The sequence below is a fragment of the Photobacterium jeanii genome (assembly GCF_001650345.1).
Lineage (GTDB): Bacteria > Pseudomonadota > Gammaproteobacteria > Enterobacterales > Vibrionaceae > Photobacterium > Photobacterium jeanii.
The window spans coordinates 726,023-739,099 of sequence record NZ_LVHF01000012.1 but is presented as its reverse complement, the minus strand read 5'-3'; the positions used below and the strand labels follow the sequence as shown (position 1 = coordinate 739,099).

Here is a 13,077-nt window from a genome sequence, read left to right as displayed (position 1 = left end):
TCATGGCTATGAAAAGACAGTGCAGTATCGCGTTAGCTTTGATGTACGCAATTAGCGGTCTGTCATGGGCAAATGTCGGAGAATCCACGAGCTCGTTTTCATCACCTCGAGGTGTATCACCTTCTCCTGCACCAAAGGTGTTTCAGCCTGTCAAAGTTGCTTCAACCTCAGCGGCTTTAGCTCCCTCAAATTCGCAAACACTTTCCACTTCATTGCAATCTGTCAGCTCACCCAATACGACACCTTCCACGCCTGTAAGTGAGGCTGCGGCACAATCGGTTTCAACCTTAGCAGCAGAGCAAACTTCAGCGCCATTATCTGGTACTACAGCAAAGGCTCCTCAATTAGGCAGCTCTGAAGCAATCACGGTGCCCGGTAGTGTGCAGATCCAATCGACTCCGCTTGAGATGACGAAGGCGCGAGCTTGGGTCGCAGAGGTCGCGCAAAATGTGAATGATCTTCAGTATGTCGATAAGTTAGCGCAAATCTATTACGCGGTGGGTTTTGCGCCACTATGGCAAGATTCATTTGTTGTCACTGAGTTTGAAGAACAGGTGCGGTTGGTTGCGTTAGCTGCAGTTGAACCTGAGTTTTCTCGTCGCTACGCAATGTTGCAGCATTTTAAGCAAGCCAATGACTGGCGTCAGTATGATTTACTTGCCACTGACACTTTACTGGCTTACATGAGTTATGTTGAGGGCTTACCAAAATACGGTAAGCAATGGTTGTTTGGGAGTGGCATGGAAATGCCATTACCGCTACCATCAGAGCTTGGTATTGAGCGATTATTAACTGCATTGGAAACAAACCGCTTTCGCTATTTTGTGTCAGCGCTTCGCCCTTATGATGATAGCTACAAGCGGATGGTGCTGGCGATTAATGACTTGGAACAGCTTGATAACAATTCATGGCCAACGTTTTATCAGCGGGGGATTATTCGTCTTGGCGCGCCATTAAGACAGCCGGAAGCCTTGATCACAGTGTTGCATGAACTGGGCGATCTCACTGACTACCAAGCCGAGGCATTACGTGAGAAAAATATCCGTCATTACAATATCGACCTTGTTCAAGCGGTGAAGAGTTTTCAGCATCGTCATGGTTTGAAAGTCGATGGCGTCATAGGACCAAAAACACGGCATTGGCTGACGATGAAACCGCAGCAACGAATTCGGGTATTAGCGTTAAATACGCAACGTGTTCGTTTGTGGCCGATGACATCACCGTCGGTGCTGATTGTGAATATTCCCGGTTATGAGATGAACCTATGGCTCGATAACAAACATGTAATGGATAGCCGTGTGATTGTCGGTCGCCCTGATCGTCGAACGCCGTTGATGAGTTCGAGTATTAATTCGGTGGTGTTCAATCCATACTGGAATGTGCCGACATCGATTATGCAGAAAGATATTTTACCCAAAGCGCGTTATGACAGTAGTTACTTGAAGCGTAAGAATTTTGCTGTGATCCGAAGCTGGACAAGTTCAGAGCAAATCCCTGTTGATGCCATCGATTGGCGTAATGTGTCGGTGAAGTCTTTCCCGTATCGTCTTCGCCAAAAACCAGGGGCACGTAATGCTTTAGGTCGTTATAAGTTTAATATTCCAAACAAGAATGCGATTTATCTTCACGATACACCGGCTAAAAGTCTATTCAATAAAGATGGTCGTGCGTTCAGCTCTGGTTGTGTTCGGGTAGAGCATGCTGATGACTTAGCGATGGTATTGTTGAATTATTCAGGTGTGTCTGAGCAGCGAGTGAATACACTGAGTGCGCGTTCTAAAACGAAAACCGTGGGCTTGAAAAACAAAGTACAAGTTCACCTCATCTATCAGACGGCTTGGGTCGACGATGAAGGCTTGGTGAATTTCCGTGATGACGTCTACAAGTACGATAGAATGAGCTATAGCTCTCAAAACCAGCAGATGTTTACAACTATTTACAATCACTAAAACTGCTTAATTCTCAATCATTAGACGCTGTTTCAATAATGAAGCAGCGTTTTTTTGTCTACCTCCCGTTTGACTGTACAAAAAATGAACGGTAATTTACCTGCCGTCTGTTCCTAATTTCGTCAGTTGTATTAGTGTTTTTTTGTTTTACGGGTTGTTTTTGATGTCTGAGATTGATTATAAGCGCCGCCAGATTTTAGTGGCAGGTGGTATTACATTAGGTGCCAGCTTGTTCCCAAGCATTGCGATGGCAAGTCCTTTCAAAGCCTCAAACCCTCGCCAGATCTCTATGTGTAACATTCACACTGGCGAAGATTTAGAAACCCAATACTTTGATGGTCAGGAGTATTTACCTGATGAGCTCAAGCGTATTTATCATATTTGTCGTGATTTCCGCCAAAACGAAGTGGCGAAAATGGATAAGCGCTTATTTGATGGCATTGCTAAGATCCAAGCGAATTTAGGGCACAAAGGACAGGTTCGTATTATTTCAGGCTACCGTTCTCCCGCTACGAATAAATTGCTGCAGAAAAATGGTGGTGTAGCGAAAAAAAGTTACCATATGAAAGGGCAAGCGATTGATTTCAATCTGGAAGGGGTGCCACTTTCAAAAGTACATAAAGCTGCGAAAGAACTAGGTTTAGGCGGTGTCGGCTATTACCCGAAAAGTGATTTTGTTCACATTGATACAGGCCCTGTTCGACAATGGCGCGGATAAAAAATTAGATGGTTCTAGACAACAAAGCTGGCACTTACTGCCAGCTTTGTTGTTTTTACCGAGAAAATGGTATTCTTGCCGTAGTTTACGTTTAAGGAAATCTTTCAGTATGAGTCTTCAGTTTGAAATTGTACCGGTAACACCGTTTCAGCAAAATTGTTCGATTGTTTGGTGTGATGAAACCAAAGAAGCCGTTGTTGTTGATCCAGGCGGTGACATTCATTTATTGAAAGACAAAGTGAACGAGCTTGGCTTAAAAGTAGTGAAGCTGGTTCTAACACACGGTCATCTTGATCACGTTGGTGGTACGACTGAGCTGGCGAAAGAGCTAGGTGTACCCGTTTGGGGACCGCACAAAGAAGATGCGTTCTGGCTCCAAGGTTTGGCGCGTCAGAGTGAAATGTTTGGTTTCCCACTAACAGAAGCGTTTGATCCAGATCGCTGGTTAGAAGAAGGTGACGAGATCCCTGTTGGTAATCAAACACTGCAAGTGCTGCACACGCCGGGTCACACCCCAGGTCATGTGATTGTTCACAACAGCGATGCCAAAGTGGCATTTGTGGGTGATGTGCTTTTCAGCGGCGGTATCGGTCGCACTGATTTCCCGAAAGGTGACTACCAAACTTTGATTGATTCAATCAAAGGTAAATTATGGCCGCTAGGTAACGACGTTACTTTTGTTCCGGGCCACGGTCCTATTTCTACTTTCGGTCGTGAACGCGCTTCAAACCCGTTTGTCGCTGACGAGATGCCGCTTTACTAAGTCGGCTATTACTCGGTGAAATCTCGCATTAAACCGCTTCAAGTTCTAAGGCCAGTAGCTTTCGCTGCTGGCTTTTTTGTATTAGTACGATTGTGCTTGTGCAAGGTAGCGTCGTGCTAGCCCCACAAAGTCACTAACAGGGCGATCAAATAAATCGTCAGATACAAAAAAGTCGTAGCCTAGCAGCTCTCGGTTGTAGCGCATGCGGTTAGCTAGCATCGCAATTAGTCCTTTAAGCACCACGCCGTTGTGAGTGGTGTAGTGGCTATCATCGAATAACATGTCTTCAATGGCGTGAGGGCTGTTGTCTGTTTGTTTGTAAGCCAGCAGTAGTAATCCGCGTTGATCAATTAGCATCTTACTGGCAACTCGCGGGCACACAGATAGCAGAAACTCATCATAGTCTTTTAACCTAACCCCGACCCAAGGCAGTGTGCGATACCAGCCTTCTCTATTAGCGATTTCGGCAACGCCTAGTTTTTGAATATTATGCCAACGGATAGACCAACCGCCTTCAGCGCTGTGATATTGCCAGTGCATAAAAGTAAGGGTGAAGCTAAGTGAAGGTGCGTGCATTTGTTTAAAGGCGATGATGCAGAAGGTGACGGAAAAAAGTAGCAAAATGGAAAGAGCGACGTTGTTAATGGTAGGAACTACCACACTGACGATACCTATCGCGAGGATAATGGCAAGGCTGAGTGCAAACCAGTAAACCCCGGGTTGATTGTTCGGTGGTTTGATATGACAGGTGTTCATTGTTCGCTACCTTCGTCTTACTCCATGCATGGTGAAAAGTTATACGGTGGAACTGCTAATAAGAGCGCAAGTTGATTGAAAATGATGCCGTTTATTTCAGTATAAACAAACTTGATAGGGTGTAAGCGAACAAAACATTAAGAATTAGGTAAGATGTGTCGCCAACCAATAGTAAGCAAACAATCATTAGCGCAATTGCCTAAATTTAAGCAAATTTTCTGTAAATTTGAGTGAAATCATGTTTTATTGCGGCTTAAATAACCGTTTGCTGGCATTTCTCTGACATCCTTGGTATAAAACGCGCTTACTTTTTCCCGCTGGATCAGTGGTGACTGAAAGTAGTGCAACGGAGTAGGAAATTTAATGAGAATCTCTCACAAACGTAAAGTTCAGCTTAAGCTGCAAAAGCGTGTACTAGCAAATGTAGCAGTAGCAAAAACAGCAGTGAAAAAAGACACTGTGAAAAAAGCACCAACTGCAGAAACGGTAAAAGCTGCACCAGCGGCAAAGGCTGTTGAAGCGAAAGAGCCAGCTAAAGCAGCACCTGCTGTGAAAGTGTCTTTGACGCCAAAGCAGCAACAAGTGCTTGATATCGTAATCAGCAACGCTGAAGGTATTAACCCTAAAGGTATCGGCCTTCAAGCTGGTCAAGAAGACGCGAAAGCCGCTTCTTGGGCAACAGGTGCGCTAAAGAAACTGGCTGAAGAAGGCTTAGTTGAGCGCATCCAATTAGCGGGTAACAAAGTACTTTACAAAGTAGCTTAATTCTCGCTATCCCGCCTCGAATCCCTAGAGGCGGGTGTCCCTTCTTTTGAACATCATTCCTTTTCCCCTTTTTTATCTCGAATCCCAGCCAATTTTCTTCATCAAGTAAATTTTCTCAATTTTGCTACCTGCATCTCATTAATCTGACTATCTGATATGTCTCTGCTATAACTTAGTAGTGGGAGTTAAATATTCAGGCACTTAGTGTTACTTGGCTTAGATTTAATCGCTGTCATTTAAGCCACTGCCTGATTCAAAATTACTACTCGGAGGCAGATTTATGACGATGATAAGTGCGAGGGAGTTTTCCGACTGGCTTCGTAATCGCTTTGCTGAAGAAGAACACGGGGTGTGCTTAACTCGCGAAGACATTAACCAATTAACGGGCCGACAAAGCTTCTCCCTTGGGTTTGTACACGATATCCATTATGAGTTAATGCAACATGGCATGGCATTCGTAACCGATACTTCTAGAGAAAAGTTTTATTTGGTTCCGGTTTCCAATAAACCCTGGCGAGAGCAATTAGAACATCAATACGAACGTGAGCTTTTTTGTAACGTTTTGCCGCTGGATAAATCCGGATGAGTGATAGCTCACTGTTTATAAGGGGATGACAATAGTGAGGGCGAGAGCCAATTCAATACAAGTACAATAATTGAAAATAACAAAGGGGACATCAGTCCCCTTTGTGTTTTTATGGCGTTTACTCTGAAAGCGCTTAAAGTACTGCTGCGATACCTTTACACAGTGGTAGCATGTTGTTTTTCGTCATACCTGCCACGCTGATACGGCCCGAGCCAACAATGTAGATACCAAACTCTTCTTTCAAACGAGTTACTTGCTCTTTGTTTAAGCCAGAGAACGAGAACATACCGTTTTGACGTTCGATGAAGCTGAAATCAGCATCTACACCAAGTTCTTTGAGTGTGGTAACAAATAGAGTACGCATTTCTTGGATGCGGTCGCGCATTTCAGCGACTTCTTGCTCCCACTCTGCACGTAGAGCAGAATCGTTTAGGATCTCGGTTACAATGGCTGCACCGTGAGCTGGTGGGTTAGAGTAGATAACACGCGCGATACTTTTCACTTGGCTAAATGCGGTGTTTGCATATTCCGCCGTTTCAGCAACCAGTGTGAATGCCCCAACACGTTCGTTGTAAAGACCAAAGTTTTTCGAGAATGAGCTCGCAATCAGTAGCTCTTTACATTGAGCTGCAAAGATACGCAGACCTTGAGCATCTTCTTCTACACCTGCAGCAAAGCCTTGGTAAGCGAAGTCAAACATTGGCAGTAGTTGCTTCTCTACACAAAGTGCCGCGAGTTTTTCCCATTGCGCTGTGTCTGGGTCGATACCTGTTGGGTTGTGACAGCAACCGTGAAGTAGCACGATATCACCAGAGTTAGCTTGTGCTAGGTCAGTAAGCATGGCGTCGAAGTCCATGTCTTTGGTTTCTGCGTTATAGTAGCTGTACTGTGCCGTCTCTAGGTTAGCAGCAGAGAAAACACCGTTGTGGTTTGCCCACGTTGGATTGCTGATCCATACCTTCACATCACCAAGCTGACGTTTGATGAATTCTGCTGCGACACGTAGTGCACCTGTGCCACCTGGCGCTTGTGCCGTTAGAGCGCGTTTATTTGCAATGATTTCTGCATCGTTACCAAACAGAAGCTGCTGTACGGCAAGACCATACTCAGCAGTACCTGGGATGCTCAGGTAAGATTTTGTGGTTTCTTTTTCAAGAAGGATAGCTTCTGCTTTCTTTACAGTAGCAAGAACAGGGGTATTACCTGTTTCATCTTTATAAATACCAACACCTAGGTTGATTTTTTCTGCACGAGCGTCGTTTTTAAACTCTTCGGTGAGGCCAAGAATAGGATCGGCAGGGGCTGCTACGATTTTTTCAAACATTGCGGTGGTCATCCATGCTGAGGTTGTAAGGTCAGATTCTATTTATACCCTTTGAAAGGGCTGAGTTTCAATAAAATGCAACAATTAAGCTGAATTTATTTTCATAACTGACATTTTTTGCAGCTTACTTGTAACCACATAACAAAATTTGATTTTACCTTAGACCGTTTTAGTCAGTTAATTACGTTATTTACCGAATAAATCGGTTTAAATGTGAGCTATATCTAGCCTTTTTTGTGGTGTTGATCATGCTTGTTGTAAATTTACGAGATATTAGCCATATGTAACTCATGTCTGTGAAAGTGATCACGGTTGGTACGGATTGCTCTAACGTAGGATTACTCCCCGAAGGAAAACACTCTAATCTGATGATTTAACAAGGCTTTTAAAAATAAAATGCCAGAAAGAGCCTGTTAGAGCGCAAAAAGCATCCAATTTATGCTTTTGTTCTATCTTCATCAGTTTGAGTGTCAGTAAACCAGCTTCATCAGAAAAATAATCAAATGGTGAAGTTGTTAGGAGTTTAATCGGGGATACACTATGGAAAAGCCACGCCTGACGTTTTGGCAAATATGGAACATGAGCTTTGGATTTATGGGAATCCAATTTGGATTTGGTTTACAAAATGCCAATGTGAGCCGGATCTTTGAAACACTGGGCGCGAGTATCGATCAGATCCCGATCTTATGGATCGCTGCACCGTTAACAGGCTTACTGGTTCAGCCGATTATTGGCTATTTCAGTGATCGTACTTGGACTGTTTTGGGTCGTCGTCGACCATACTTCTTATGTGGCGCTATCGCCTCTTCCTTAGCATTGATCATCATGCCGTATTCCCCGTATCTTTGGGTTGCCGCGGGTATGCTGTGGATCCTCGATGCGTCGATTAACGTTTCAATGGAACCTTTCCGTGCTCTAGTGGCAGATAATTTGCCTTCTGAGCAACGCACCCAAGGTTTCGCGGTGCAGACTTTCTTTATTGGTGTTGGTTCTGTGGTGGCTTCTGCAATGCCATACATTTTGAGTAATGTGTTTGATGTGGCGAATACAGCACCAGCCGGTGAAGTCCCACCGTCAGTTAAAATTTCATTCCTTTGCGGTGCTGTTGTATTTTTAGCGTCGATTCTGTGGACGGTATGCCGTACCAAAGAGTATTCCCCCCAAGAAATGGCGAAATATCACGGTGAGCCTGAAGCTCAGCCAGTCGAAGAAGAAAAGGCTAGCTTCAAAGAGATTATGAGAGATTTGCGCGCAATGCCAAAGACGATGATGCAACTCGCTATTGTGCAGTTCTTCTCATGGTTTGCGCTTTTCGCGATGTGGATTTACACCACTTCAGCTGTGACATCACATATTTTTGGCACATCAGACACAAGCTCTACGCTTTATAACCAAGGTGCTGATTGGGTTGGTTTATGTTTTGCCACTTATAACGGTATTTCAGCGCTGGCGGCATTCGCATTGCCTTGGTTGGCAGCGCGTACTAGCCGTAAGTTTGTGCATTCACTTGCCTTGGTGATTGGTGGAGCCAGCTTGGCATCTATCGCTTTGATTGAAAATGCCAACATGCTAATGCTGAACATGGTGGGTATTGGTATCGCATGGGCAAGTATTTTGTGTATGCCTTACGCGATTCTAGCTGGCGCATTACCAAGTAAGAAAATGGGCTTTTACATGGGCGTGTTTAACTTCTTTATCGTGCTACCTCAGATCCTCGCGGCAGGTATTCTAGGTTTCTTTACCCGTTGGGCATTCGGCGGTAATACCATGATGGCATTAGTGTTAGGTGGTATCGCAATGATTGCAGCTGGTTGCTTGGTGAACTTTGTTCAAGACGAAGACGAGCCGAACCAAGTGGAAGACACGGTAGCTAAACAAGTGACAGCTTAATATCTAATCGAGACTTAAATAAAACGAAGCCAGTAGTTTAAAACTACTGGCTTTTTTAGTTTAACGAGAACGGGGTGGGCTGTTTAAAACTGACTAAAGTCAGCAGGGCGCTTTTCAAGAAACGCCGTAATGGCTTCGCGTGCCTCGGGTTGGGTCAGCAAATGAAATAGCTGTGTGTTTTCTATATCTACAGTTTTCACTAACTCTTCTACTTCATAATCAACGAGCATCGACTTACTGATTTGCAAGGCAGAAGGCGGGAGCTGAGCTAGTTGCTCCAAGCAAGCTTGGGCATCTTCCATCGGATTATGGCTAAGCCCTGTTGCAAAACCGAGTTCAAGCGCTTCTTCGGCTGTCATGACTTCACCCAGCATTAGCATCGCTTTTGCTTTGCGAACGCCAATTAAGCGGGCTAAATAGCGGCTTGAAGCAAACTCAGGGCACAGTCCGAGTTGCGCAAATGGCGTTTTGAATAGAGCATGATGAGAGATGTATACAAAGTCACAAAACTGCAAAAGAGTCGTGCCGATACCAATTGCAGGGCCTTCAACAACAGCGACAATCGGTTTTTTATTGCGAATAAGCGCTTTGATAAAGCGACTGGCATGATTATCTTGAGCACCGTTAGATATCGCAAGGAAGTCTTGCATGTCATTGCCACTTGTGAAAACGCCATTTTGAGCATAAAGCAATATCGCGCGGACACTGGTGTTGGTCTGGTTTTCCTCTAATGCGTCAGCAAGCGCCTTGTACATCGCTTGATTAATAGCATTTTTAGCCGAAGGGCGATTAATCTCAAGCGATAAAACGTGATGTTGCTGAGTAACACTTATCTCTGACATTGCGTTCTCCTTCCTTGTGAACGTCCACGTGGTTGTAATTAGACTAGTCTAGATTAGAGCGAATACCCTATATCAGATACAACATGTCGCTGAGTTCGTGATCAATACGGCACCTAAGCCGTATTTGGGAAGATAGAACTATGGCGGCTATGTTTTTGCTTGATAAAGAAATCCGTGGGTAAGGGAATAATGTTTGGTTAATGTCTGATAAACTAGAGCGAAATTTCACAGCGAGCCATTTTGGCACCGCTGGATTAAAACTAGGATAGACCTGTGGTCAACAACGATATTTTACGCCGTTTACGTTATACATTTGATTTTAATGATGCCGAAATGATTGGCATTTTTGCAGCGGCAGATTTTGCAGTAACACGTGAGCAAGTTAGCGATTGGCTAAAGAAAGACGATGATGACGCTTTCAAGAAGTGCACAGACAAAGAGCTTGCCATTTTCTTGAATGGTTTGATTAATCACAAGCGTGGCAAAAAAGAAGGACCACAACCAGAGCCTGAAACACGTTTGAGTAACAACATGATTTTCATGAAGTTACGTATTGCGCTGAACTACCGTGCCGAAGATATTATGGAGGTCATGGAAAGCGTGAACTTTAGAATGAGCAAGCATGAACTAAGCGCATTCTTCCGTAAGCCTGATAACAAGCATTACCGTGAATGTAAGGATCAAATCCTACGTAATTTCTTACTAGGCGTTCAGCATAAGCTTCGTCCTGAAGCGGCAGAGTAAACGCGATAGTGGCTTTTTAAGCCCATAGAATACAGAAAGGCTACCTTTTTCTTATCTTGTTAGAGCTAAGAAAAAGGTAGCCTTTAAATTTTATCCAAACAGCTTATTAGTTGCCTGATTTATTCAATTCAATCTCGCCTTCATGCTGATTTAGCAGCATTTTCTGAATATTAAAGCCGCATAGCATTAAAATTAAGCACCAGTTCAAAAAGGGTAGAGAGCCTTTTTCTAAGCTAGTGGCAAGCTGCATTGGTTTCCATTGAAAAGTATCGCAAAGGCTTTCAATGGTGATCCCTGTGAACGTGTTTTCACCAATAATGCGTCGAAATTCTTTTTCGCTTGGCATCTCGAATGTTGTTTTGTTTTTAAACGCCGTTGGTTTGAATGCGCGCATTACTTTACGTGCATCTACTTCGATTGGTTGACCGTTGTTTTGGATGTTTGGTCGGCCTGCAAGCGCGGTTAGAAAACACCAGCAAGGGTATGGAATTTCGGAAATATTTTCAGGTTCGCGTTTGTAGCGTGACATCCAGTCAGAGATTTTTTTCTCTTGTAGGCCAGTTAAACGAGCAAGTGTCGCGGAATCGTAACCGTATTCTTTTAGTAAGTTGATAATTTCAGCAACTTCGGCAACGAAGGGTTTAGCCCATAGGTTTGCTGGCGCTAGGGTGTTCTCTCTGATCATAGGTAACTCATGTGGTTTGGTTGTGTCAGCATTTACGGCGTTGTATCAATGAAATCAACGTTACTGTTGAATCATTTGAATGTAGAGTTCTTCTACCTTAGTACGAGCCCATTCTGTTTTACGTAAAAATTTCAGGCTAGATTTGATGCTAGGGTCGTTATTGAAACAACGGATGTTAATGCGGTAACCCAGCTCATCCCAACCGTAGTGCTCAACAAGCTCAGTCAGCAATTTTTCTAGGGTAATGCCATGTAGCGGGTTGTTTACTTGCGTCATAGTATTCTCTCGTATTTGAGGCGCAACTATAGCAGGTTAGCTGTAGGGAAGAAATGAAGAGGGCTGTTGATTGGCGTTTAATGAATAAAAGCCCATGTGTCATTTTGTTTTGTACTGATAGGTAAAATCCACAGTTCCTTGCCTTGATGCTTGTATACGTAAGCTGTTTGTTCCGTCGGTGTATAGTGGAAGGTGGCCTGAATCGAGTTCGTTATATTGGCAGGATGATTACTTATAAATAACAAAAAGGCTACCCGAGGGTAGCCTTCATAATACTTGCTTATTAACTTCTGATTAGAAGTTTGCAGAGCGTGGTGCACGTGGGAATGGGATCACATCACGGATGTTCGCCATACCTGTTACGTAAGTTACTAGACGCTCGAAACCTAGACCGAAGCCTGAGTGAGGTACAGAACCGTAACGACGTAGATCGCGGTACCAGCCCATGTGCTCAGGGTCGATGCCCATTTCAACCATACGCTGATCAAGAAGCTCTAGACGCTCTTCACGCTGAGAACCACCGATGATTTCACCAATGCCTGGTGCTAGAACGTCCATTGCAGCAACAGTTTTGCCGTCGTCGTTCATACGCATGTAGAAAGCTTTGATGTCTTTCGGGTAGTTCTTAACAACTACAGGTGCTTTGAAGTGTTCTTCTGCTAGGTAGCGCTCGTGCTCAGAAGACATGTCGATGCCCCACTCAACGTCGAACTCGAACTCACGACCAGAATCTTTAAGGATTTGGATTGCGTCAGTGTAGTCAACTTGTGCGAAGTCAGACTCAACGAATTGCTCTAGACGAGTAATTGCGTCTTTGTTGATGCGTTGTGCAAAGAACTCAAGGTCGTCGCGACGCTCTTCAAGTACCGCTTTGAATACGTACTTCAGCATGTCTTCAGCTAGTTTCGCTACGTCATCTAGTTCAGCGAAAGCTACTTCAGGTTCTACCATCCAGAATTCAGCTAGGTGGCGGCTAGTGTTTGAGTTTTCAGCACGGAAAGTTGGGCCGAAAGTGTACACTTTGCTTAGTGCACAAGCGTAAGCTTCTGCGTTTAGCTGACCAGATACTGTTAGGAAAGTTTCTTTACCGAAAAAGTCTTTATCGTAGTCAACTTCACCAGCGTCGGTCATTGGCGTGTTCACCATATCTAGTGTAGATACGCGGAACATTTCACCAGCACCTTCACAGTCAGAAGCTGTGATTAGTGGTGCAGACATCCAGAAGAAACCTTGCTCGTGGTAGAAGCGGTGGATCGCTTGAGAGAGGCAGTTACGAACACGTGCAACAGCACCGATCACGTTAGTACGTGGACGTAGGTGAGCTACTTCACGAAGGTACTCGATAGAGTGACGTGTTTTTGCCATTGGGTAAGTGTCTGGGTCTTCTACTAGGCCAACAACTTTAACCGCTGTTGCTGCTAGTTCGAAATCCTGACCTTTAGCCGGTGATTCAACGATCTTACCAGTAACCTCAACAGAGCAACCAGTTGTCAGTTTAAGTACTTCTTCCTGGTAATTATTTAACTCATTAGGGACCACGGCCTGAATCGGGTCGAAACAAGAGCCGTCATAAATGGCAAGGAAAGAGATTCCAGCTTTGGAATCACGACGAGAGCGTACCCAACCGCGGACAGTCACTTCAGTGTCTACTGCCAGCTTACCGCTCAATACGTCTGTTACAGGCGCGTAAGTCATGTTTAAATTATTCTCCGTTAAGGCACTTTGGTCGAAATTGACGCTATGTGCTTTAAGATACATTCCGAAACATCAATATTACCT

13 protein-coding genes are annotated in these 13,077 nt (G+C 44.3%); 7 read left to right on the top strand and 6 right to left on the bottom strand.

What is annotated here, in order from left to right; genetic code table 11:
* Window positions 1–2 precede the first annotated feature (2 nt).
* The 3 genes from A3K86_RS04720 (at window position 3) to A3K86_RS04710 (ending at window position 3,430) form a co-directional block, all read left to right on the top strand.
* The gene (locus A3K86_RS04720) at window positions 3–1,949 is read left to right on the top strand and encodes a L,D-transpeptidase family protein (RefSeq protein WP_232321907.1); all 1,947 of its coding nucleotides are present in this window, start codon (window positions 3–5) and stop codon (window positions 1,947–1,949) included.
* A gap of 163 nt (window positions 1,950–2,112) precedes the next feature.
* Window positions 2,113–2,667 carry a YcbK family protein gene (locus tag A3K86_RS04715; RefSeq protein ID WP_068328403.1) on the top strand — a complete coding sequence of 185 codons (555 nt, stop codon included), beginning with the start codon at window positions 2,113–2,115 and terminating at the stop codon, window positions 2,665–2,667.
* A gap of 109 nt (window positions 2,668–2,776) precedes the next feature.
* Window positions 2,777–3,430, top strand: a complete 654-nt coding sequence (locus tag A3K86_RS04710; RefSeq protein ID WP_068328401.1) for an MBL fold metallo-hydrolase — start codon at window positions 2,777–2,779, stop codon at window positions 3,428–3,430.
* An 81-nt stretch (window positions 3,431–3,511) separates the two neighbouring features.
* Here the strand turns inward: A3K86_RS04710 and A3K86_RS04705 are convergent, their stop codons facing one another.
* Window positions 3,512–4,186 carry a DUF2982 domain-containing protein gene (locus A3K86_RS04705; protein ID WP_068328399.1) on the bottom strand — a complete coding sequence of 225 codons (675 nt, stop codon included), beginning with the start codon at window positions 4,184–4,186 and terminating at the stop codon, window positions 3,512–3,514.
* Between the two features lie 363 nt (window positions 4,187–4,549).
* On the opposite strand from A3K86_RS04705, the gene A3K86_RS04700 reads away from it, so the two are divergent.
* Window positions 4,550–4,951: a hypothetical protein gene (locus tag A3K86_RS04700; protein WP_068328398.1), complete on the top strand. Its 402-nt coding sequence runs from the start codon at window positions 4,550–4,552 to the stop codon at window positions 4,949–4,951.
* Between the two features lie 280 nt (window positions 4,952–5,231).
* Complete coding sequence (locus A3K86_RS04695; RefSeq protein ID WP_068328396.1) at window positions 5,232–5,537, top strand: hypothetical protein; 306 nt, start codon at window positions 5,232–5,234, stop codon at window positions 5,535–5,537.
* A 133-nt stretch (window positions 5,538–5,670) separates the two neighbouring features.
* On the opposite strand, the gene A3K86_RS04690 is transcribed toward A3K86_RS04695, so the two are convergent.
* Window positions 5,671–6,861: an amino acid aminotransferase gene (locus tag A3K86_RS04690; protein ID WP_068328394.1), complete on the bottom strand. Its 1,191-nt coding sequence runs from the start codon at window positions 6,859–6,861 to the stop codon at window positions 5,671–5,673.
* A 540-nt stretch (window positions 6,862–7,401) separates the two neighbouring features.
* On the opposite strand from A3K86_RS04690, the gene A3K86_RS04685 reads away from it, so the two are divergent.
* On the top strand, window positions 7,402–8,751 hold the full coding sequence (locus A3K86_RS04685) for an MFS transporter (protein ID WP_068328392.1): 1,350 nt from the start codon (window positions 7,402–7,404) through the stop codon (window positions 8,749–8,751).
* An 83-nt stretch (window positions 8,752–8,834) separates the two neighbouring features.
* On the opposite strand, the gene A3K86_RS04680 is transcribed toward A3K86_RS04685, so the two are convergent.
* The gene (locus A3K86_RS04680; protein ID WP_068328390.1) at window positions 8,835–9,593 is read right to left on the bottom strand and encodes an enoyl-CoA hydratase-related protein; all 759 of its coding nucleotides are present in this window, start codon (window positions 9,591–9,593) and stop codon (window positions 8,835–8,837) included.
* Window positions 9,594–9,866: 273 nt separating this feature from the next.
* On the opposite strand from A3K86_RS04680, the gene A3K86_RS04675 reads away from it, so the two are divergent.
* Window positions 9,867–10,337, top strand: a complete 471-nt coding sequence (locus tag A3K86_RS04675) for a YehS family protein (protein ID WP_068328388.1) — start codon at window positions 9,867–9,869, stop codon at window positions 10,335–10,337.
* Window positions 10,338–10,443: 106 nt separating this feature from the next.
* Here the strand turns inward: A3K86_RS04675 and A3K86_RS04670 are convergent, their stop codons facing one another.
* From A3K86_RS04670 to asnS, 3 genes are all read right to left on the bottom strand, one after another.
* Window positions 10,444–11,022, bottom strand: a complete 579-nt coding sequence (locus A3K86_RS04670) for a hypothetical protein (RefSeq protein ID WP_068328386.1) — start codon at window positions 11,020–11,022, stop codon at window positions 10,444–10,446.
* A gap of 60 nt (window positions 11,023–11,082) precedes the next feature.
* On the bottom strand, window positions 11,083–11,298 hold the full coding sequence (locus A3K86_RS04665) for a VF530 family protein (protein ID WP_068328384.1): 216 nt from the start codon (window positions 11,296–11,298) through the stop codon (window positions 11,083–11,085).
* Window positions 11,299–11,592: 294 nt separating this feature from the next.
* Complete coding sequence (gene asnS, locus A3K86_RS04660) at window positions 11,593–12,993, bottom strand: asparagine--tRNA ligase (protein ID WP_068330210.1); 1,401 nt, start codon at window positions 12,991–12,993, stop codon at window positions 11,593–11,595.
* Window positions 12,994–13,077: the final 84 nt, after the last annotated feature.